The sequence below is a fragment of the Azorhizobium caulinodans ORS 571 genome, from assembly GCF_000010525.1.
Lineage (GTDB): Bacteria > Pseudomonadota > Alphaproteobacteria > Rhizobiales > Xanthobacteraceae > Azorhizobium > Azorhizobium caulinodans.
On sequence record NC_009937.1, the window covers coordinates 1,442,424 to 1,464,717 of the forward strand.

Sequence of the window (22,294 nt, forward strand, 5' to 3'; positions counted from 1 at the left end):
CTCAAGCCGGACCACTCAATAGGGGCAGGTCAAGCCGCTCCATCAGGTAGCGGCTCGGCGGCTTGCCGACCATCTTGCGGAACATGGTCACGAAGCTGCTGGCGCTTTCATAGCCGAGATCCATCGCGACGGCCTGGACGGTCTGGCCGGCGCTCAGACGCCGCAAGGCGAGGACCACGTGCAATTGCCGGCGCCAGCGGCCGAAGCTCATGCCCACCTGCTCCGCCAGCATACGGTTCAGGCTGCGCTCGCTGAGCGCGATGCGGGAAGCCCACTCTGCGACGGTGGCGTGATCCGCAGGCGCTGCGATCAACAGGTCGGTGAGCTTCTTCAGGCGCACGTCGCCAGGGATTGGAAGGCGGAGGTCTTCGACCGGCGCCGCAGCCAGTTCATCGAAGATAACGGAAACGATGCGGCCGTCCGGGCCGTCGACGTCATAGAGCTCCGGAAGCTCGTTGGCGCGCATCAACAGGTGACGGAGAAGGCTCGAAACCGTGATCGTGCAGCATGCGTTCGGCAGCTCTGGCGTCGCAGGAGGTTCGATGAAGAGGGAGATGCACTCCACTTCGCCTGAGCCGAAAACGGTGTGTGGCACCCCGCCCGGAATCCACACTGCGCATTGCGGCGGCACGATCCAGACTGCGTCCTCAACCTCGCAGTTGATCACGCCACGGACGGTGAAAAGCAGTTGCGCTTTCTGATGGTGGTGCCGCGGCGATTGTTCCAGGCTCTCGAGACTGGCGACGGCGTTGGCGGTGACGAGCGCGCGCGGCACCTCGTCCACATAGGAAAGCCAATCGCTACGGACGTCCACATACATCGAAGGCCCCGGCGTTTTCGATTTTGGCTGGATTGAAACATGTAGGGGCGGGATTGCGCAATGACGCCATTCGTCGGCGGGCTTATTTCATTCAGCTAGAGGGGACATGCAGCGATCTGGTCGCGCGCTTTCTCGCGCGGGGGCAGCGCTCAACGGCCCGATCCAGCAATTCGGATAGGAGTGGTGACGTGACCGAAAAGAAGCCCGTTGAGCTCGCACTTGCCTGGCTGATTCCACCGGTCGGCGCCTCGATCTTCGTCACGATCCAGTGCTTCTCTTACATCAACAGTTACGTCGGGAGCGGTGGAGCGATGCAGGCCATCACGTTCGGCCCCGCCGCGCTATTCGGCGTTTCCTTCTTTTACGGCGCCTGGGTGATCCCGCCTTTGCTGGCGCTGGCCGGACGGCGCGCGAGCGATTGGGCCATGCTCGTGCTTGGCGGCCTTCTTGTCATCTTGAGCATGCTCGGCGGCGTGTCCGACGGTCTGCGCGACGGGATCCATCTCGTTGCCCTGGAACTGCTGGCCGTCACGCTCCCAGGCGCGGTCGCGCTGATCCTGTCGTGGCGGCACATGCGCGCGCGCTGAAGGTATTTATTGGAGTTAGGAGACGATAGATGCCTTTGGACAGCACGAACTTCCCGCACGTCTGGATGAGTTATGACCACGCTCCCGATCATGACCACGACGAGGACTTCTCGGAGCTGGAGGCCAATCTCAAGCGCGGCGCGCCATTCGTGATCTTGACCGATTCCGCGCCGGCCGAAGACCACGAGCACAGTCATGAGGAAAAGAAGCGCACCTCGCTGTGGATGAAGAAGCACAAGGCGGAACTACGCTCGCTCGTGCTGGCCCTGATCGTGATCGAACCGAGCGCCGCCAAGCGTCTGGCCTTCAAGCCGTTCGGCGTAGCCTTCGCCAAGTTCTGGGGCTATCCGCTGCGCCTCGCCGCGTCCCGCGAAGAGGCCATGGCGATCGCCGGGGAACTGCTGTTGGAACGCACCGGGTCAGCGAAAGCCTGACGAACGCCGTCGCCCGCTCGCTTGAATGCTGGCGCGCCGCCGGCCGGGCTTCAGCCAGACCACCTCTTTCAACGGCAAGAAGAACGACGGCCCTGCGTCGCTGGAGATGTGGCGGTTCAAGCAGCTTGAGCGTGAGAGCACCATGCTGCGGAAGCTGGTGCCGTACCTACCTGTCCAGCACCTGGAGATGCTGCAGGATGTGATCCGTGGAAAAAATGTAGGGTCTCTCCGCAAGCGCGAACCTGTCGATGTGGTCTGTGGCGGGTGTCCATCCGATGTGTGCCTGCGCAGCCCATGAGCGGACTCCTTGAGCTATCGCTGCAAGCCTCATCGCCCCCATCAGGCCTGCCTCCGCGCGAAATCGACGAAGGCCTTGAACGCCGCGGTCGGATTGCGGCGGCTCGGATAGTAGAGGCTCAAGGGCGGCAGAGCCGGGGTCCAGTCTTCAAGCACGCGGACAAGGCGGCCGGCTTCGATGTCGTCCCGCACGTCGGATTCCATCGCCAGTGTGAGACCGATGGAGGCGAGGGCCGCGGCGCGTGCGAGGCTCGCTTCGTCAAGGGTGATGGGGCCCTCCACCGCGATATGGACCGATTGTCCGTCCTTTTCGAACGGCCATCGGTAGATTGTGCCATTGGGAAGCCGGACGCGCAAACAGGAATGGCCGGCGAGATCCTGAGGCATCACGGGTATTCCGTGCGCTTTCAAATAGCGCGGGGTGGCCACCACAACATTTCGCCGCCCGCCGCCCAAGGGGAGCGCGATCATGTCGACCGGCACAAGGTCGGCGCTCCGGACGCCAAGGTCAAAGCCGCCCGCGACAATATCCACCAGCCGACCTTCTGTGACGATGTCGATGTGGACCTTCGGATACATCCGGAGAAACGGTAGGACGAGCCAGGAGAAAATCTCCCGTGCCGCCGTCGGAAAGGCGTTGATGCGCAGTGTGCCGGACGGCGTGGCCTTTTGAGAGCGCACAACCTCCATCGCCTCATGGATGTCCCGCAGGGCAGGAGCCACTTGAGCGACGAACTGCTGGCCTGCCTCCGTCAAGGATACGCTTCGCGTCGTGCGGTTGAAGAGGCGGACGCCGAGCGTGCGTTCCAGCTTTCCGACCGCGTTGCTGAGCGCGGTCGTCGAGAGCCCCAGCTCAAGGGCAGCCGTCCGGAACTTGCCATGACGGGCCACCATGAGAACGGCGTCCAATTCGGTCAGGCTGCCCTGCATCATTATCCCGATTTTCGTGATGAGCCGTCCCGAATTGTCCTGGTTATCGCGCCAGTTGTCTATCGCTAGCTTGGCGTGCAGGGGCAGCCGCCGCGGTTGCAGCCCTCCGTTAGCAGGACAAACAACCATGCCGATCGAGCTTCCCACTCCCATTGCCGCGTATGTGGCCGCGAACGCCCGACTGGACGTCGATGGCATGCTGGCATCCTTCTCAGCCGATGCCGTCCTTCGCGACAACGGCACCGCTTTTCGGGGACACGCCGAAATCAGGCGCTTGCTCGAAGAGGAGGTGGTTGCCGCGAGCGCCATTTTCACGCCGGATAGCGTCAGGCACGAGGACGGCCAAGTCGTCGTGGAAGGCCCAGCCCATGGCGACTTTAAGGGCAGCCCGATCCGCTTCACCTATCGTTTTACCCTCGGCAACGACGCGATCAAAGCCGTGGAGATCACGGCATGACCATCAAAGTCGATCCGACCGAGTTCGCGGAAAAGCGCGTGCTCATCAGCGGCGGCACCAGGGGGCTGGGCCGCGCCACCGTCGACCGTTTCCTCGCCGGCGGCGCCCGGGTGATCACATCAGCCCGCGGAACACTGGAGCGGATCGACGGCGTCGAGTATGTCCAGGCCGACCTCACTACGGCGGAGGGCGGGACAGCCTTCGCGAAGGCGGCGCTCGAGCGCCTGGGCGGCGTCGACATCCTGGCCCATGTGCTCGGCGGCTCCTCCGCGCCCGGAGGTGGCTTTGTCGCCCTGACCGACGATCATTGGCTGTCCGAACTGAACCTGAACCTGCTGGCGACCGTGCGTCTGGATCGTCTTCTCGTGCCGCAAATGATCGAGAGGGGCGCCGGCGCGGTGGTGTACGTGACCTCCATCCAATCCGTCCTGCCGCTTCCCGAGGCGACCACCGCTTACGCCGCTGCCAAGGCCGCGCTCAGGACGTATAGCAAGTCCATCTCCAAGGAACTGGGACCGAAGGGCGTGCGGGTCAACGCCGTGTCTCCCGGCTGGATCATGACCGAGGGGACCGATGTCTTTCTCAAGCGCATCCAAGCCGCGAACGGCGGCACGATCGAGGACGCGCGCCAGCTCGTGCTGGCCGGTCTTGGCGGCATTTCCATAGGTCGCGGCGCTGAACCTCATGAGGTTGCCGACCTCATCGCCTACCTGGCCTCTGATCGCGCTGCCTCGATCCACGGCGCCGAGTTTGTTATCGACGGCGGCACGGTCCCCACCGTCTGATCGGGGTGGGGGGCACGCTTGGCCGAACTGGTCAAGCGTGGAAAGACACGCGCCCATGGCCCGATGCACTCGACCTCCGCCCTGTGACTAAGAGCGATGGTCCCTTGCTGGCGCCAGACCCGCCTGAACGGCGTGCACGGCTCGCTGGTCGTCAGCCGCCGATCTATCACGCACCATTCGCGCGCAGCACGGCATCCCAGGGCGGGTCGCGCGGGAATATGTCGGTCAGGAAACCGAGAAAGGCTTTGACGTTGGGACTGGCGCGGCGTCCCTCCGGCCAGAGCGCCGTGATGGCCGAGCGGGGCGCGAAATAGCCCTGAAGAAGCGGCACCAGAAGGCCGCGCGCGACATAAGGTGCCGCAACGAAGGTGGGTGATATGCCGATGCCCCCGCCTGCCGCCAGGACCGCCGCTACGGCGTCGCTGACATCCGTCACGATGGCGGCGTCCGTTATCATCTCCTGCGTCCGGTCACCGAGCTTGAACGACCAGCGCAGGGCCTGTCCCGAACTCTGAAGCGGAAATTCACGCATTCATTTCGGATCACCAACCACAGGCAGCCTCTGGCGTCCCGTCCGTTCCTCCGCCTAAAGCCGCTCCGTGCCGCCGGAGACCACGTCGCGCAGGCGGCTGGTGGCCGCGCGGCCCAGCACCAGAGGCTCGCCGACACCGTCCAGCGTCACCCGCGAGCGGTTGCGAGAAGGGGTCTCGAAGCTGCGCAGGCGGTCGCGGTTGAGGATCAGCGAGCGGCTGAGGCGCACGAAGGGCGGGGCGGGCAGCACGCTCTCGAAGTGGCTGAGGGTGCGCCAGATCAGCAAGGAGGGCTGGTCCGCCAGCACCACGCGGGTGAAATCGCCCTCCGCGCACAAAGCGGCGATCTCGGCGGGGCTGGCGAGAACCGTGCGGTTGGGGGTGCGCAGCTCCAGGATGTCGTGCGCGCCCCCGCTCTCGCCGCCGGCTGCCGGGGGCGGGCGGTTGCGGCGCAGGCGCGCGATGGCCTCCGCCAGGCGCTCGGGTATCACCGGCTTCAGCAGATAGTCGACCGCTGCGGCGGCGAACGCATCCACCGCATATTGCGCATGGGCGGTGACGAACACCACATGCGGCGCCTGATCGAGCCGAGCGATCAACTGGAAGCCGTCGCTGCTTCCGAGGTCGATGTCGAGGAACACCGCATCCGGCTTTTCCGCCGAAATGAGCTGAACCGCCCCGGACAGGTTGTCGGCTTCACCGAGAATGGCCACGTCGCCGTGGGCGGCCAACAGCCGACGCATGGCGCGGATGGCCAGGGGCTCGTCATCGACGATCACGACCCGGAGCACGGCTCGCCCTCCAGCAGAAGTTCGGCCACGACCACGTCGCCATGGGTGCAATCGGGGGCCTGCGGGCCGGTTTTCTCCTGGTGCAGGCTGAAGGAGTGGCGGCCGGGATAATGCAGTGCCAGCCGGCGGCGCACATTCTCCAGCCCGATGCCGGTGCGGGTGAGGCTCGCCTGGGCCGGCTCCGCCAGCGTGCCGCTGTTCTGGATCCGCACCCTCAGGTCGGCGCCCTCGGCGCGGATCAGTACGCGCAAGTCCAGATGCTGTGCCCGGTCACCATATTTTACGGCGTTCTCCACTAGGGGTTGCAGCAGGAAGCTGACGATACTGCGTCCGGAGGCATCGGGATCGAGCGCAATCTGCGCGTGGAGGCGCGGCCCAAAGCGAGCCTCCTGCACGCGCAGATAGGCGGCGAGCGCCTCGGCCTCGGCGGCGACGCTGACCACAGTCTTGTCCACTCCGGCGAACGAATGGCGCAGATAGGCGGAGAGGTCGCGCAGCATGGCGAGAGCGGCGGTGGGATGTTCGGGGATTTCTTCGGCCACGCCGTTGAGGGCGTTGAACAGGAAATGCGGGTTGAGCTGGAGACGCAATTGCTGGAGCTCCGCCCGCAGCGCCTCGGCCTCGGCCACCGCCGCGCGCTGGCGGTCGGTGCGCCCGCCCAGCTCCGCCTTCACCCAGAAATAGGCAAGGCTCCATCCGACAAAGACCAGCATGTAATATGCGAAAGGCGTCAGCACTTCCTGGCGGGAATTCCAGTCCGGAATGTTCCATCCCATGGGCGCACGCACCAGGGTGATGGCCGCGACCACCGCCGCGGCGCTCGCGGCGCTGAGCAGCAGGATGCAGGCCAGCGCCATGCCGGACAGCCGGCCCTCGAAACCCAGCCGCCCGAACGCCGCACGCAGGGTGGCAGCCACCAGCATCAGCAGCGGCTCGACGATGAGGGTGATGGTCAGGGCCAGGGCGAAATTCTGGTAGACGATGCTGCGGGTGGCCAGATCCACCAGGGAAAACACCCCCCAGACCACCAGCTGCACCCGCCAGAACACCGGCACGCGATACCACGAAGTGCGGACGCGTCCCTGCGTGGTGCTGACCTCATCGGCGAATATCGACACATCCCACTCCGGCGGAACCCCGTTCGTACAACTCCTCACCGAGGTAACGGCATTTGCCGGTGCTGGGCAAGGCGGGTGGCGTGCCACCTGTTCGGGCCGCTGGGGCAGGCCGCTGCGGCAGGTTCGTCGTTTTTCCGGGCTGCTTCACCGAGTAGCGCGGATGCAGCCATGAACTTGACCCGCGCTTTGTGAGACCAAAGGGGCAGAAGCACACACCAAGCGTGCAAAGGGAGCCCGATCATGGCGGACACCAGCACCTCTTCCGGCCGCATCTTCGTGGTGGATACCGCAGGCGCGGACATCATCGGGTTCGATCCGGCCAAGGACAAGCTGAACCTGGGCGACAATTCGGTTCATAATTTCATCGTTGTCGACACCCCCACCGGGGTCGGCTTCATGAATCCGTGGTCGGGGGAGACGCTGATCGTCCAGGGCGTTTCGCTGGCGCAACTGACCATCGACAGCTTCGTGCCGATCGTGAACGACCATCTGCGCCAGACCCTCTCCGGCGCGCTGGCTTGGGAACACGGCATCGTTCCGGCCCCGCACACGGTCTATGCCCGCTCGCACGAACTCGGGCAGATCGACAAGGTGGCGTTCGACCCGGCCACCGACGTGGTGGACTTCCGCTATTTCGGCACCCGTGAACAGATCTATATGAGCGACAGCTCAGAGGGCGTCATCATCTCCAATTCCGGCACCGGTCAGGCGCTGATTCTGCTGGGGGTGACCAAGGCGCAGCTCACCGTCAACAATTTCGTGTTTTACTCTGCCGAGGTGCGCGAAGACCGGGTGCATTTGCAGCTGGGCTTCACTACCGTGCCGGACAGCCAGGTCATCCCCCAGGGCGTGGAGATCGCCGGCACCAATACCTGGCCCACCGCCGCCGGCAGCGGCGAGGCGCCGAGCGGCGTCACCGGCACCACCTACAAGATCGAATGGCATTACGACAGCAGCACCACGCTGGCGTTCAATCCGGCCGTGGACAAGCTCGATTTCGGCTGGTTCAAGGCCAATGAATTCGACATCAGCGAGGTGAACGGTTCCACCGTCATCTCCATCACCAATAACCACCAGACCTATACGCTCACGGGCGTGAAGATCGGTGCGCTGGCGATCAACAATATCATCGCCCTCGACACCTCCGCCCGCGCCGAATGGCAGAGCACCATCGATGCCGCGCCCAAGCCCGTGGCGCCGCCGGTCATTAACCTGTCCGACGCGCAAGTGGTGGAAGGCGATGCCGGCGCGGCGCAGATGCTGTTCACCGTGTCCTTGTCCCATGCGGCGGACGGGCCGGTGAGCGTCAGCTATTCCACCCTCAACGGCACCGCCACCGCCGGCACGGATTATACGTCCGCCGTGGGCACGGTGACGTTCGCCGCCGGCGAGACGCAGAAGACCATCGCCATCGCCGTCACCGGCGACACGCTGCACGAGCTCAACGAGGCGTTCAGCCTGCAATTGTCCGCGCCGTCCGGTGCCACCATCAATGACGGCTCGGCGGTGGGCACCATCATCGACAATGATCCCGACCCCAGCCCCGGCGTGCCGCCGAAGATTTCCATCGCCGACATCTCGGTGGTGGAGGGCAATACGGACATGGCCCATTTCCGCTTCCAGGTGACGCTGGACAAGGCCTCCACCGAGACCATAACGGTGCATTACGCCTCGTCCGATCTCACCGCCACCGGCGGCACCGATTACGAGATCCTGGACGGCACGCTCACCTTCGCACCGGGCGAGACCACCCAGACCATCCACGCCCACATGTATAGCGACACCGTGGTGGAGCCGGACGAGACCTACAAGGTCAATCTGTCCAACCCCACCAATGCCACCATCGCCGACGGCACCGCCATCGCCACCATCGTCAATGACGATCTGGCGGCGCCCCTGCCCACGCTCGCCCTCGCCGATGCGGCCATCAGCGAGGGCAACAGCGGCAGCAAGCTGCTGAGCTTCACGGTCACTCTCTCGGCCGCCAGCGCGACGGCGGTGAGCGTGAGCTACGCCACCGGCGACGGCACCGCCACCGGCGGTTCGGACTACACCGCCGGCACCGGCACGGTGACTTTCGCCCCGGGCGAGACCTCCAAGACCATCCAGGTGGCGGTGAAGGGCGACACGGTGGTGGAGGCCAACGAGACCTTCACGGTGACGCTCTCGGCCCCCTCCGGCGCCACCATCGCCGACGGCTCGGCCATCGGCACCATCACCAATGACGATGTGGCGGTGGTGGTGCCCACCGTGTCCATCGCCGACGCGTCCGTGGTGGAGGGCAATTCCGGCACCACGGCGCTGAGCTTCGTGGTGAGCCTCTCGGCGGCCAGCACGTCGGCGGTGAGCGTGAGCTATGCCACCGCCAATGGCACTGCGACGGCGGGCTCGGACTACACCGCCAAGACGGGCACCGTGACCTTCGCCCCGGGCGAGACCTCCAAGACCATCCAGGTGGCGGTGACCGGCGACACGGCGGTAGAGGCCAACGAGACCTTCACCGTCGCGCTGTCATCCCCCTCCGGCGCCACGCTCGGCCATGGCACCGCCACCGCCACCATCACCAATGACGATGTGTCGAGCACCCCGGGCGGCGGGGCCGTGGTGGACTACAGCGTCACCAGCAACTGGGGGGCGGGCTTCACCGCCGCCATGACCGTGGAGGCCGGCGCCGGCGCGCTTGCGGGCTGGACGGTGGAATTCGACGCCGGCTTCACCATCACCAACATCTGGAATGCCACCATCGTCAGCCATGTGGGCACCCATTATGTGCTGAAAAACATGAGCTATAACGCCAGCGTGGGGGCGGGGAAGGACACGTCCTTCGGCTTCCAGGCCACCGCCGGCTCAGGCGGCACGGCGGCGAGCGGCTTCCTCATCAATGGCCAGCCCTCCGGCGGTGGCTTGCCCCCGACGCTGCCCACCCTGTCGGTGTCGGACGCTTCGGTGCTGGAAGGCAATTCCGGCACCTCGGATCTGGCCTTCACCGTGGCCCTCTCGGCGGCCTCGGCCACGGCGGTGACCGTGGCCTATGGCACCGCCAACGGCACCGCCACGGCGGGCTCGGATTTCACCGCCGCCTCCGGCACCCTGACCTTCGCGCCGGGGGAAACCTCCAAGGTGGTGCATGTGGCCGTCACCGGCGACCGCACGGTGGAAGCCAACGAAACCCTCGCCTTAAAGCTCTCCGCGCCCACCGGGGCGACGCTGGTGCGCGCCACCGCCACCGGCACCATCACCAATGACGATGCGGCGGTGGTGGTGCCCACCGTGTCCGTCTCCGATGCCAGCGTCACCGAGGGCAATTCCGGCACCAAGGATTTGGTGTTCAATGTCACCCTGTCGCAGGCCGCCACCGGGCCGGTGACCTTGCGCTATGCCACGGCGGACGGCACCGCCACCGCCGGCTCCGACTATGGGGCCACCTCGGGCACGCTCACCTTCGCAGCGGGGGAGACCTCCAAGCAGGTGCATGTGCAGGTGACGGGCGACACGCTGGTGGAGGGCAACGAGACCCTCTCTCTCACACTCTCCTCGCCCACGGGCGCCACCATCGCCGATGGCTCCGGCGCGGGCCTGATCACCAATGACGACGTGGCCCCGGTTGTGCCAACGGTGTCGGTGGCCGATGCCAGCGTCAACGAGGGCGCGTCCGGCATCACGGACCTGGCCTTCACCGTGTCGCTGTCCAAGGCCACCACCGCGCCGGTGTCCTTGCACTATGCCACGGCGGACGGCACCGCCACCGCCGGCTCCGATTATGTGGCGGGCTCGGGCACGATCACCTTCGCGGCGGGCGAGACCTCGAAGGTGGTGCATGTGCAGGTCAATGGCGACACGGCGGTGGAAGCCAATGAGACGCTGAAGCTGATCCTCTCCCAGCCCGCCGGCGCCACCATCGCCACAGGCACGGCCACCGGCACCATCGTCAATGACGACGTGACGCCGGGCGGGGGAACGCCCGCCGTGTCCATCGGCGACGTCACCGTGACCGAAGGCAATCCGGCGGTCGCCACCGCCACCGGCTGGTTCAGCACCTCTGGCAACCAGATCATCGATGCCGATGGCAACAGCGTGCAGATCGCCGGGGTGAACTGGTTCGGGTTCGAATCCAACACCGGCTCGCCGCACGGCTTGTGGACCCGAGGCTATAAGGAGATGATGCAGCAGATGCTGGATGAAGGGTTCAACACCATTCGTCTGCCTTTCTCCAGCGACATGCTCCATTCCACCGGCCAGGCCGGCAGCATCGACTATTCCAAGAACCCAGATCTCAAGGGCCTGACCTCGCTGCAGGTGATGGACAAGATCGTCCAATATGCAGACGAGATCGGCATCAAGATCATCCTCGACCACCACCGCAGCAGCGCCGGCGACGGCACCTCGGCCAACGGCCTGTGGTACGACTCGAGCCATTCTGAAGCCTCCTGGATCGCCGACTGGCAGATGCTGGCGACCCGCTATGCCGGCGACACCTCCGTCATCGGCGCCGATCTCCACAACGAGCCCTATAACGGCACCTGGGGCGACGGCGGCACCAATGACTGGGCCCGCGCCGCCACCGCCGCCGGCAATGCCATCGGTGCCGTTAATGACAACTGGCTCATTTTCGTCGAGGGCATTGGCACCTACCAGGGCCAGAACTATTGGTGGGGCGGCAATCTGATGGGCGTGCGCGACCATCCCATCGAGCTGAACGTGGACAACAAGCTGGTCTATTCAGCCCACGATTATCCCAACTCGGTCTATGCCCAACCCTGGTTCCAGGGTGCGAACTTCGCCGCCGATCTGCCGGCCAAGTTCGACCAGATGTGGGGCTTCATCTACAAGGAGCAGATCGCCCCGGTCTATATCGGCGAGTTTGGCACCAAGCTCACCGACCCCAAGGACGTGGCCTGGTTCAAGGCCATCACCGCCTATCTCGGCGGCGACTTCAACAATGACGGCGTGAAAGACATCTCCGCCGGCGAGCACGGGCCGAGCTGGACCTTCTGGTCGTGGAACCCCAACTCCTCCGACACCGGCGGCATCCTCCAGAACGACTGGTCGACGGTGAACGAGAACAAGATGGTCTATCTCACGCCGATCGAGGCGCCGTTCCCGGCGCTGGACGGCAGCGGGGGAGGGGTGCCCGGCGTCCATGCGGATTTCCAGGTGACATTGTCGCAAGCCGCGTCCACCGCGGTAAGCGTCGAGTATCATACCGTGGCCCCTGACGCGGCCTCCGCAGCCGACTTCACCGCGTCGAGCGGCACGGTAGTGTTCCAGCCGGGTGAGACGACCAAGGTGATCTCCATCGCCATCACCGCCGACAAGGCGGCCGAGGCGACCGAGCATTTCGCCGTCGTACTCAGTAATCCCGTGGGCGTTTCCGTCGCCAAGGGAACGGGGACCGGCACCATCCTCGATAATGACGGTACGCCGTCCTCCCCCACGACGCCCACAACCCCGACCCACACGGATCTGCACGGGACACTCACGGTGGTCGATGCCTGGAACAGTGGGTTCAACGCGAACATCTCCCTCCACAATGACGGAACGATCCCGACCTCCGGCTGGCAGGTGAAAGTGGAGATGCCGAACGAGATTTCCAGCATCTGGAACGCGCAGATCCTGTCCCACGACGCGGACGGCTACGTGATCGGCAACGCCGCGTGGAACGGCACCGTGGGCGCCGATGCGGAGATCAGCTTCGGCTTCACCGCTACCGGCCATCTGGATCCCACCCATGTGGGGCTGCTCTTCTGAGCTATGACGTCGCGCCGGGCCGGGTGCCCGGCGCTGTCAGTTCGTCTGCCGACCGCCGCAAGGCGGTCTGTGTCGGCCGATCTCCTCGTCGCGACGAGGGCTTGGGAACCTTCTCAATATCAGGCACGCCGACGTTTGAGCCCTTCGAGGTCGAGAATATTCAGCGTCCTGTAGCTTCGCTTGATGAGGCTGCAGGCCTCGAAGGAATCCAGGACACGACCGGCCGTCGAACGCGAAAGGTTCGCCATGGACGCGAGATCATCCTGACTGATTTCGATGACGGTTCCCCCCGTGCCGTTGATGCCTTTTTCCCCGGCATCCGCGCCCATGGCCAGAACGGCGAGTATCGCAGCGAGCCGGCCCTCGGCCCCCCGCTGGCGCAGCGCGTCGATGACGGCGAGCGCCAGTAATTCGTTGCGCAATGTCAGATAAGCGAGCCAGCGCCATGCCTCCGGCTCTGCCCGGGCGATGGCATCCCATTGCCTGAGAGGGAGGTGGGCCACGTGGCTGTCGCGCGCGGCGACGATGCCGATGGCCCGTGGTCCGCGCGTGATGACCGAGGCCTCGCCGATCCAGAAGCCGGGCCGAGCAAGGATGCCGAGAAAGGGCGCGGACGCTCCGGGGTCGACCATCACGCCGAAGGCCCCATCCACGAGCCCATAGAGACCGCCGGCTTCGTCCCCGGCCCGATAAAGCGTCTCGCCCCGCGCGAACCGCCTTGGCACACAGCGTTCCAGCACGGCATTGCGGAACGTCTCGACGGTTTCCGACAGCCAGCCGTGCACGCGGAGGGCATCGCACTCGGAAGGTCGGATCATGGCGAAGCTCCCGCTTAGATTGCGGAAATCTACGCAATCTCGTCGGTCCAGATCAACTAACGTGCCGTCGGATCGTACCGCTTCCAGCGAAGACCAAAAGAACATTGCTTGCTTTGAGTCTTGGTAAAAAGAGGAATGCCAATGGTTTCCCGGCGAGATATTCTGAAGTCCGGTCCCGCTTCCGCCGCCGCCTTCGCCATCGGAGGCAATTTTCTGCTGGAGGGCACGCCGGCCCGTGCCGACACGCCTGCTCCGCCGGCGGCGGGCCACTTCCATCCGAGGGGCAAGGCGCCCTCGAGGCACACGGTGGCGGTGCTGAAGGCGGCGCGCGAGGGGCTTCCTTTTCACGATACCCGCGATTTTGACGAACAGAAGCGCGGCCTCATCGCTCCCATGACCGAGATGGTCATTGCGGCCGATGGTGGGCACGTCGCCTGGGACATGAACAGCTTCCAGTTCCTGGATCAGCAACAGGAATTCGACTCGATCCATCCTTCGCTGCACCGCATCTCGCGGCTCAACAACAATTACGGGCTCTATGAAGTGGTGCCGGGCATCTATCAGGTGCGCGGGTTCGATCTCTCCGACATCAGCTTTGTGCGTGGCAAGACCGGTTGGATCGTCTTCGATCCCCTGGTCTCGGCGGAGACGGCCCGCGCGGCGTGGCGCCTGTTCCAGGCGCACAAGGGCGAGGGGCTCCCGGTCTCGGCCATCATCTATTCCCACACCCACGGCGACCACTGGGGCGGCGTGCGAGGCATCGTGGACGAGGCGGACGTGCGCTCCGGCAAGATCCCGATCATCGCCCCCATCGACTTCATGGACTTCACGGTCTCCGAGAACGTCTATGCCGGCAACGCCATGAACCGCCGTCTGTTCTACCAGTATGGGCTGCTGCTCAAGGCAGCGCCGCACGGCTATGTGGGACAGGGCCTCGGAACGCGCGTCTCGGCCGGCAGCGTGGGCCTCATCGCGCCGACGCGTTTCGTCCGCGAGCCCATCGAGGAGTTCGAGGTCGATGGCGTCCGGATGGTGTTCCAGAACACCCCCAATACCGAAGCGCCGCGGGAGATGAACACCTGGATTCCCGATCTCAAGGCGCTATGGATGGCGGAGAATGTCACCGCCACGCTTCATAACATCTACACGCTGCGCGGCGCTCAGGTGCGTGATCCGCTCGCCTGGTCGAAATACATTTCCGAAGCGCTCTATCGCTTCGGCCTCCAGGCCGAGGTGATGTTCGCCTCCCATCACTGGCCGCGCTGGGGCAATGCGCGCATCCAGGAGATCCTGCGCGGCCAGCGCGACCTCTACGCCAACATGAACAATCAGGTACTGCACCTAGCGAACCAGGGCGTGACGATCAATGAGATCCACAACGTCTATGAGGTGCCGAAAAGCCTTCAGGCCCGGTGGGATTGCCGCGGCTATCATGGCTCCCCGCAGCACAATGCGCGCGGGGTGATCCAGCGCTATCTGGGCTTCTGGGACTGCAACCCGGCGACGCTCATCCCGCTCTCGCCCTCGGATTCGGCGCCACTCTATGTCGAGATGATGGGTGGCAGCGCGAAGATCATTGCGCGGGGGCGTGCCCTGCATGACGAGGGCAAGTACATGCTTGCCGTCGAGATCGTCAACAAACTGGTACAGGCCGAGCCTCAGAATACGGAGGCGAAGGAATTGCTGGCAGACATCTTCGAGCAGATCGGCTACCAGCAGGAAAATCCCGGCCTGCGGAACAGCTTTCTCAACGGCGCCTATGAGTTGCGGTCCGGTATCTCCCAGGGCGAGAAGGTGAGCTCTTCCAGCCCCGATGTGATCCGGGCGATGACGACCGAGCTGTTCCTCAACTTCCTCGGCATCCGCATGGACAGCCGGAAGGCGGAAGGGTTGCGCTTCACCATCAATCTGGTGACGCCCGACAACGGCGAGAAGTTCATTATCGAGCTCGACAACGCCACGCTGACCAACATCGCCGGCTTCCAGGCCGAGAAGCCCGATCTGACACTGACCATCAATCGTTCAGACCTCGAACAGACGATGATGGGGACAAAGACCCTTGCGGCGCAGATTGCCGACGGCACCGCGAAGGTCACAGGCGACGTCAGCATTCTGGCGAAGCTGGCGGCGACCATGATCGATTTCGATCCCCGCTTCGAGGTGATGCCGGGAACCGCCGCAAAGGCCAAGGAGGTCGTCGCTGCCGATGGTTTCGAGGCCGTGCCCGAAAAGATCATCGCGGAGTAGCGGCCCGCTCAGGCAGAAGCGGCGACAGAAACCCGGGTGCGGTGGCGCCGGAAAAGCTTGCGCCACGGCCCGCCACCAAGCACGGTCTTGACGGACATCGAAAGTGGCCGGGAATTCGTGACCGGCGGCGTCCGGCGTCGCCGGACACGCCCGCGCCCGGAAGAAGTCCGGAAGTGGAGGCACGATGCAGACCGGATCTAACCCCAGCGGCCGCGCGCCGGTGCTGGTCGATCTCGCCCTCCAGGGCGGCGGATCGCACGGGGCCTTCACATGGGGCGTGCTCGACCGTCTCCTCGAGGAGGACTGGCTGCAGATCGACGGCATATCCGGCACGTCGGCCGGCGCCATGAACGCCGCCGTGCTGGCGGACGGCTATGCCGCGGGCGGTCCTGGTGCGGCCCGCCTGGCGCTCGACCATTACTGGCGGCGGGTGGCGGACGCGGCGCGCTTCAGCCCGTTCCAGCGGGGCCCCGTCGACAAGATGCTGGGCCGCTGGACCCTCGACAACTCCCCCCTCTATGTGACGCTGGACCTGATCTCCCGGCTCTATTCGCCCTATGACCTGAACCCCGGCAATTCCCACCCTCTGCGCGGCATCCTTGAGGACCTCATCGACTTCGAGCGTTTGAAGCGCTCGCCGGTGCGCCTGTTCATAACGGCGACCAACGTGCGCACGGGACGCGGGCGGGTGTTCCGCAATGCCGAGATCACCCCGGACGTGCTGCTCGCCTCCGCCTGCCTGCCCACGCTGTTCCAGGCCGTCGAGATCGAGGGCGAGAGCTATTGGGACGGAGGCTACTCCGGCAATCCCACCATCACGCCTTTGGTGCGCGAGCTGGATTCCGACGACACCATCCTCATCCCCATCAACCCGGTGGAGCGGCCGGGCACGCCCAGCACGGCGCGCGACATCCTCAACCGCCTCAACGAGGTCTCCTTCAACGCTGTGCTGCTGAAGGAACTGCGGATGATCGCCATGCTCCGTCAGGTGGCAGACCCCGGCAACACCGAGGGCGCGCAATGGGCAAAAATGCGCGTCCATATGGTGCGCAATCCGCTCATGGCGACGCTCGGCTCCTCCTCCAAGCTCAATGCGGAATGGGAATTTCTCTCCATGCTGAAAGCCGAGGGGCGCAAGGCGGCAGAGGACTTTCTCGAGCGCGATGGGGCGGACATCGGCAAGCGTTCCACCCTGGATCTCGATCAATTGCTGGAAGGGGTGTGACCGGTGGGGTTGCTCGGCATCTTCCTCGGCCTTGCGCTGCTGCTGTTTCTCGCCTTCCGGGGCTGGAGCATTCTGCTCCTCGCGCCCGCTGCCGCTCTGGTGGCCGCGGGCTTCTCCGGGGAGCCGCTGCTGGCCCATTGGACGCAGACCTTCATGTCCAATGCCGCCACCTTCATCGCCCAGTTCTTCCCCCTGTTCCTGCTCGGGGCGCTGTTCGGCAAGCTGATGGATGACAGCGGCTCGGTGACGGTGATCGCCGACGAGATGACCCGTCGGCTGGGCGAGAAGCGCGCGATCCTCGCCGTGGTGCTGGCCGGGGCCATCGTCACCTATGGCGGCGTCAGCCTGTTCGTGGCCTTCTTCGTGCTGGCCCCCATGGCCCAGGCCCTGTTCCGCGCCGCGGGCATTCCGCGCCGGCTGATGCCGGCGGCGATCGCGCTCGGCACCTCCACCTTCACCATGTCTGCCATGCCGGGAACACCGGCGATCCAGAATGCCATCCCCATGCCCTTCTTCGGCACCACGCCGTTCGCGGCGCCCGGGCTCGGCCTCATCGCCTCCCTGATCATGCTGGGCTTCGGCATGTGGTGGCTGAGCCGTGCCGAGCGCATCGCGCGCGCCAGGGGCGAGGGTTTCGGTGACGCGACGCCGCTCGACACCGAGCAGGTGGCCGACGACCCGTTCATTCGCGAGCGCGCCACCTCATCGCACGAATTCGACACGGCGGAGATCCGCCACGGCGCCCACGCGCCCAAAGGCCCGCCGGTGATCATTGCCGCTTTGCCGCTCATTGTGGTGGTGGCGGTCAATCTCGTCATGTCCATGGCCGTGCTGCCGCGGCTCGACGTGAGCTTCCTGGCGGAGGCGCGCTGGGGCGCCACGACGCTCTCAGCGGTGGGCGGGGTGTGGTCGGTGGCGACCGCCCTGGCCGCGGCCATCCTCACCCTGGTCGCGCTCAATTTCCGCCGTCTGCCGAACCTGCGCAGCAGCATGGATGCGGGCGCCAATGCCGCGGTGTTGCCCGCCTTCAGTGTGGCGAGCCTCGTAGGCTTCGGCGCGGTGGTGGCGGCATTGCCCGCGTTCGAACTGGTGCGCACTTGGGTGCTGGGTATCGAAGGCGGCCCGCTGGTGTCGCTGGCCGTTGCCACCAATATCCTCGCCGCGCTCACCGGCTCCGCTTCCGGCGGCCTGACCATCGCCCTCGACGCGCTGGGCCCGGCCTATATGAAGATCGCCGCCACCACCGGCCTCGATCCCGCTTTGATGCACCGCGTGGCGGTGATCGGCTCGGGCACGCTGGACAGCCTGCCTCACAACGGTGCGGTGGTGACGCTGCTGGCGGTCTGTGGCTCCACCCATGCCAAGAGCTATCTCGACATCGTCATGGTGGCGGTGGTGAGCGCCCTCCTGGCATTGGCAGCAGTGATCGTCCTCGGCAGCACGATCGGCTCGTTCTGAACGGGGCGGTCTTCTATCCCGCGCGCACACTCAGTTGCCGGCGCCCCCGGTGAAGATCAGGATCGGGGCGGCGGCGACCGAACCAACCGTCGCCCCCACCATTTGCGCGGCCTCCGCGCCGCTGGTCGGCTGGGCGCCTTCGATCTCCTGGCCGGCGCGGAGCCGGTCGCCCAGCAACTGCACCACGTCTGGGCTGGTCGCGAACTTGCTGTGATTGAGCGCGTCCCCATTCTGAAGCGCGGACAGGTCCACCGCCACGATGCCCTGCGCCACTTCCAACTGGGCGAGATTCTCTGGCTGGGTCAGGTCCACGGCGCCCACCCGCGTCACGCCGCCGGCGATGAAGCGGGAGACTTCCAGCGCCTTGTCGGTACGCGAAACGAAGATGGTGATGCGCGGACGATCCTTGCCCATCTCCATCACCTGGCGGCGGAACACGTCGAGATCGAGATCGGGCGAGGCGAGGATCACATTCGAGACCTTGGCCGGTACCCGCCCGTCCTGCAGGGCCAACTGGCGCAGGGATTCCACCGTAAGCCAGGCGCCCATGGAATGAGCCATCACCACGACCTCGCTCACGTAGGGGCTGCGGGCCGCCGTGCGCATCACGGAGGCCAGATCGTCGCGTGAATAATTGGTGCTCTCGCGGTCATAGACATAATCGAACACTTGGCCCCGCGAGGGCCAGGAGAACAGCACCGGCGCCATGTCCGCACGGGTGTCGTGGACGATTTGGGCGAAGCGGAACACCGCAGAGTCGAAGCGCGTGTTGAAGCCGTGGACGAAGATCAGGACGCGCCGCCGCGCCTTGCCGTCGGTCACGTTCTTGAACCAGTCCAGCACGCCGGAGCGCGGCACGGGGGTGAGGGTGGTCACCGCGAAATCCCGCGCCGGATCGGCCCGTCCCTGCTGCGGCCACTGGATGGTGCCGGGCGCGCGCTCGGGCGGGATCGACACGACGATATTGGCAAAGGAGAGGCCCGCGCCGCGCTCGCCATTGAAAATCACGCCGGGCCGGTCTGAGGGCGCGCGGGTGGTGGCAACCAGCATGTCGACCGTGTCGGTGCCGGCTGCGCCGGCCGCCACGGGCGTCAGAGCGCCGTCCGTACGGGCGCAGCCGCACACCGCCAGCATCAGGGCGCATGCCGCTGCGCGCCACCCCACAGTCCAAGCCGCCACAGCCGCTCACGCCCCCGCTGCCCCAGCCCCGCAGGCTCCGAGGGAGCGCGCTTGGCTTGCAGCATGACCCTAATACACTTTCGCGATAAGCTGAATGTCACGCCCGCGCGGGTTCGTAATCGCGCCCGCCGCCGGGCCGGTCAACACGGGCCCGCCCCAGGGCCTGGTGTTCACGCCAGGGCCGACCCTCAGGCGTATCATCGCGGCGCAGGTGCCCCGCGCGGGGCGGTAATCTCCGCGCCGATCCGCTCCAGCAGATAGGGCATGAAGGGGTTGGCGGTCATGCGGACCAGCACGTCCAATCCCATGATCAGTGAGCCGCGCTCCCCCCGCCCCGCGAAGGACCCGAGATGGATGCCGAAATCCTCGGTCGGCAGGGCCGAGGGCTCCATCCCGTAGAGCCCGTCATCCATCGGGAAGGGGATGGCAATGTGGGAGAGGGAAAAGACGTCGCGGGGATAGAATAGGCCCAGTGATCGCACCTGCGGCACGACCGCCCGTGGGGCGTAGGTGCGCTCCTCCACTGCCGCATCGTTGGGGCTGGCGTTGGTGAGGATGGTCACGCGGAAATCCCGCGGCTCGGCTGGCATGAGCCGCGCCATTTCGGCACGCACCGTAGGCCGCAGCAGGGCGTCCAGCTTGGCATTGTGGTTGAGATCGAACAGCACCAGTTCGCTGCGTCCCTCGGGCAGGACGCTGTGCAGGCTGCTCAAAACGGCGGACGTGCGGACGGTCTCATCCAGCAGCGACTGGAAGGTGAGCACCGGCGGGAAGGCTTGCAGCGCTCCTCTCTGGGCGTGGTCGCGCAGGGCGCCTTGCAGCGCCTGCGTCAATTCGTAGGACTGGCGCGCGGCGTTCACCGGGAAGGAATTGTACTTGAAGGGATTGTATTCGGGCAGGATGCCGAGCCAGGCCGTCTTGGCGAAGGCCGGCAGGATCGCAGGGAGCCCGGCCAACCCCGCAAACCGCGCGAATACGGTGATCCCGACCATGGGGGAGAGCAGCACGATGCGATCCGCCCGCGGCTGTGCCGGATTGTCGAGAGCGTCGATCGCACACATGAGCGCCAGCGCCGCCCCGTTGGAATAACCCACGAGATGGATCGGCCCGTCCGCCCCCGCGCGGCGGCGCGCCTCGCGCATGGCGAGGCGGGTCGCGGCAAGCCAGCGCTCCCAGCGGGACGAGGTCAGCGCGCCGGGCACGGTGCCGTGTTCCGGCAGGCGCAACCCGATGCTCACGAAGCCGCGCTCCGCATAGAGCTTCGCCACGTGGCGCAGGCTATAGGGCGAGTCCGTGAGACCGTGGAGGAGGACTACCGCCCCACGGACCGGTCCGTCCGGCTCCAGCACGAAGGAGCGGTTCCAGTCCTGCTGGAAGTGGCCGGGGTAGATGGGGCTGCCCGCGAAATAGCGGTTGGTGGGAATGCGCTCCTCTGCATCGAGCTTGCCGGTTACTTCGGCGCGCACCTCCGCAAAGGCGCGGTTCTCGGCCGCGAGATAGACGGACCAGTCCGCGCGATCCAGTTCGGCGAGGCTCAATTCATGCGGCACAAGGGTGTGCCAAGGCTCCAGCGGTGGCCCCTGCAAACTGGCATAGATGCGCACGCCGAGCAGCGTGAGGGCGATCAGCCCGACAGCGCCCACAACGCAGATGAGGGGGAAGAGGAGGCGTCTGCGCATGGCGTGGGCGACCCTGGGCCTTCCTGGCTATATGTCTGCGGGCATACGGCGTCCATTGTCGGCAGGTGCCCGTCCGCGCTCTCTGTTTACCAGAAGAAGCCGTGGTCTCGCGCACCGACCTCGGTTGTCGCTCCTGGGGTGCATGCGAGACCGGCTCATATGGCTGACCGGTCACGGTGCGACCGGGGTCCGCACCAGCGTCAGTTATCTCCCGATGTGCCCGTGGGTTGAAGGAGAAGCTTGACCAGGGGATTGGGGAACCGTCGCGACATGGTGACCGCGTGGAACGTCTCCACGATGTCTGACAACTGATCGCCTTCCACCAGCACGCCTGCGGCAATCTCATCCTTCACGACGATGGACGGGAGAACGGCCAGCCCGATGTCCTCCCGGGCGAGAAGACGCATCATCGCCATGTCCTCGACTTCCGCCACGATCTGTGGCCTGACGCCGAGGCGATCGGCGAGCGCGTCGAACCCGATGCGCACGCTGCTGTCCACCGTCGGCAGGATTATGGGGTGGCTTCGAAGCCGATCCGCGAAGCTCGCGGCATGGCGCAGCCGCTCGGGAGTTCCCACCAGGCTGACGGGACGCTCCGCAAGCCGATGCGTGACGAAGGGGGTCAGGGCGTCGCCGGGCGGTGCCTGGTTCAGCAGAACGACGTCGAGGTTGAGCGCCTCAAGCGCCCGCAGCAGCTCACCGACGCTGCCCGATCGCAGAACGAGGTCGATATCCGTGCGGCCAAGCACCGGACGCAGGAACTCCATCTGGAAGTTGCGCGACAGCGTGGCGAGCGAACCGACGCGCAGCGCCTGCCGGGCCGCTCCGGTCTGCCGAAGCGTACCCAGCAACTCATCGCCCGTGGCGAAGATCGCGTCGGCATGATCGAGAACGATCTTTCCAGCCTCAGTCAGATGAAGCTGCCGGCCCCGGCGTTCAAACAGCGCATGGCCCAGTCGGTCTTCAAGTTTGCGGATCTGCACCGACAGGGCGGACTGCGTGAGGTTCAGTCGCTCCGCAGTGCGGGTCAGGTTGCCGTCATGCGCCACCGCCCAGAAATAGCGCAGATGGTTGTAATTCAGCGAGGACATAACGTTCGATATTAGCGAACGATTTTGCGCCGACAATGAATTTTAATTCGCTTCCTGCGATCGATATCCAAGGCTTCCCGACTGTCACGACTACAGGGGA

Annotated in this window: 18 protein-coding genes; 9 read left to right on the forward strand and 9 right to left on the reverse strand. The window is 65.6% G+C overall.

Annotated features, from left to right (window positions below; translation table 11 throughout):
• Position 1: 1 nt before the first annotated feature.
• The gene (locus AZC_RS06635) at positions 2-820 is read right to left on the reverse strand and encodes an AraC family transcriptional regulator (protein ID WP_012169819.1); all 819 of its coding nucleotides are present in this window, start codon (positions 818-820) and stop codon (positions 2-4) included.
• 188 nt (positions 821-1,008) lie between these two features.
• On the opposite strand from AZC_RS06635, the gene AZC_RS06640 reads away from it, so the two are divergent.
• From AZC_RS06640 to AZC_RS25435, 3 genes are read left to right on the forward strand one after another with little or no spacing between them, the layout of a single operon-like run.
• Entirely contained in the window at positions 1,009-1,407 is a 399-nt protein-coding gene (locus tag AZC_RS06640) for a hypothetical protein (RefSeq protein ID WP_043879001.1), read from the forward strand.
• A gap of 29 nt (positions 1,408-1,436) precedes the next feature.
• Positions 1,437-1,841 (forward strand): hypothetical protein, encoded by a 405-nt coding sequence (locus tag AZC_RS06645; RefSeq protein ID WP_012169821.1) that lies wholly within the window; start codon positions 1,437-1,439, stop codon positions 1,839-1,841.
• Positions 1,842-1,866: 25 nt separating this feature from the next.
• On the forward strand, positions 1,867-2,139 hold the full coding sequence (locus AZC_RS25435) for a transposase (protein ID WP_012169822.1): 273 nt from the start codon (positions 1,867-1,869) through the stop codon (positions 2,137-2,139).
• A 41-nt stretch (positions 2,140-2,180) separates the two neighbouring features.
• On the opposite strand, the gene AZC_RS06650 is transcribed toward AZC_RS25435, so the two are convergent.
• Positions 2,181-3,071, reverse strand: a complete 891-nt coding sequence (locus AZC_RS06650; RefSeq protein WP_012169823.1) for a LysR family transcriptional regulator — start codon at positions 3,069-3,071, stop codon at positions 2,181-2,183.
• Positions 3,072-3,195: 124 nt separating this feature from the next.
• On the opposite strand from AZC_RS06650, the gene AZC_RS06655 reads away from it, so the two are divergent.
• Both AZC_RS06655 and AZC_RS06660 read left to right on the forward strand, forming a co-directional pair.
• On the forward strand, positions 3,196-3,525 hold the full coding sequence (locus AZC_RS06655; protein ID WP_043879002.1) for a nuclear transport factor 2 family protein: 330 nt from the start codon (positions 3,196-3,198) through the stop codon (positions 3,523-3,525).
• A complete protein-coding gene (locus AZC_RS06660) occupies positions 3,522-4,310 on the forward strand; it encodes an SDR family oxidoreductase (protein ID WP_012169825.1) in 789 nt (262 codons plus the stop codon). Before AZC_RS06655 ends, AZC_RS06660 begins: the two co-directional genes overlap by 4 nt.
• Positions 4,311-4,476: 166 nt before the next feature.
• Here AZC_RS06660 and AZC_RS06665 read toward each other — a convergent pair whose 3' ends face one another.
• The 3 genes from AZC_RS06665 to AZC_RS06675 are packed head-to-tail and all read right to left on the reverse strand — an operon-like array spanning position 4,477 to position 6,749.
• A complete protein-coding gene (locus AZC_RS06665; protein ID WP_012169826.1) occupies positions 4,477-4,842 on the reverse strand; it encodes a LysR substrate-binding domain-containing protein in 366 nt (121 codons plus the stop codon).
• A gap of 54 nt (positions 4,843-4,896) precedes the next feature.
• On the reverse strand, positions 4,897-5,631 hold the full coding sequence (locus tag AZC_RS06670; RefSeq protein WP_043879003.1) for a LytR/AlgR family response regulator transcription factor: 735 nt from the start codon (positions 5,629-5,631) through the stop codon (positions 4,897-4,899).
• Positions 5,616-6,749, reverse strand: coding sequence for a sensor histidine kinase (locus tag AZC_RS06675; protein ID WP_052285879.1), 1,134 nt, complete (start codon positions 6,747-6,749; stop codon positions 5,616-5,618). The genes AZC_RS06670 and AZC_RS06675 overlap by 16 nt, the downstream gene beginning before the upstream one ends.
• 240 nt (positions 6,750-6,989) lie before the next feature.
• On the opposite strand from AZC_RS06675, the gene AZC_RS24315 reads away from it, so the two are divergent.
• Positions 6,990-12,497: a Calx-beta domain-containing protein gene (locus AZC_RS24315; protein WP_012169829.1), complete on the forward strand. Its 5,508-nt coding sequence runs from the start codon at positions 6,990-6,992 to the stop codon at positions 12,495-12,497.
• Between the two features lie 119 nt (positions 12,498-12,616).
• Here AZC_RS24315 and AZC_RS06690 read toward each other — a convergent pair whose 3' ends face one another.
• Complete coding sequence (locus tag AZC_RS06690; RefSeq protein WP_043879004.1) at positions 12,617-13,315, reverse strand: Crp/Fnr family transcriptional regulator; 699 nt, start codon at positions 13,313-13,315, stop codon at positions 12,617-12,619.
• Between the two features lie 141 nt (positions 13,316-13,456).
• Between AZC_RS06690 and AZC_RS06695 the strand changes: the two genes are divergently transcribed.
• From AZC_RS06695 to AZC_RS06705, 3 genes are all read left to right on the forward strand, one after another.
• Positions 13,457-15,562: an alkyl/aryl-sulfatase gene (locus AZC_RS06695; RefSeq protein WP_043879005.1), complete on the forward strand. Its 2,106-nt coding sequence runs from the start codon at positions 13,457-13,459 to the stop codon at positions 15,560-15,562.
• Positions 15,563-15,746: 184 nt separating this feature from the next.
• Complete coding sequence (locus AZC_RS06700; RefSeq protein ID WP_012169832.1) at positions 15,747-16,787, forward strand: patatin-like phospholipase family protein; 1,041 nt, start codon at positions 15,747-15,749, stop codon at positions 16,785-16,787.
• 3 nt (positions 16,788-16,790) lie between these two features.
• A complete protein-coding gene (locus AZC_RS06705; RefSeq protein WP_012169833.1) occupies positions 16,791-18,245 on the forward strand; it encodes a GntP family permease in 1,455 nt (484 codons plus the stop codon).
• Positions 18,246-18,275: 30 nt separating this feature from the next.
• Here AZC_RS06705 and AZC_RS06710 read toward each other — a convergent pair whose 3' ends face one another.
• The 3 genes from AZC_RS06710 to AZC_RS06720 all read right to left on the reverse strand — a co-directional run bounded on the left by AZC_RS06710 (position 18,276) and on the right by AZC_RS06720 (position 22,194).
• A complete protein-coding gene (locus AZC_RS06710; RefSeq protein WP_081433925.1) occupies positions 18,276-19,379 on the reverse strand; it encodes an alpha/beta hydrolase in 1,104 nt (367 codons plus the stop codon).
• 242 nt (positions 19,380-19,621) lie between these two features.
• Positions 19,622-21,103, reverse strand: coding sequence for an alpha/beta hydrolase (locus tag AZC_RS06715; RefSeq protein ID WP_012169835.1), 1,482 nt, complete (start codon positions 21,101-21,103; stop codon positions 19,622-19,624).
• Positions 21,104-21,303: 200 nt separating this feature from the next.
• Positions 21,304-22,194 carry a LysR family transcriptional regulator gene (locus AZC_RS06720; protein WP_043879006.1) on the reverse strand — a complete coding sequence of 297 codons (891 nt, stop codon included), beginning with the start codon at positions 22,192-22,194 and terminating at the stop codon, positions 21,304-21,306.
• Between the last annotated feature and the right edge of the window lie 100 nt (positions 22,195-22,294).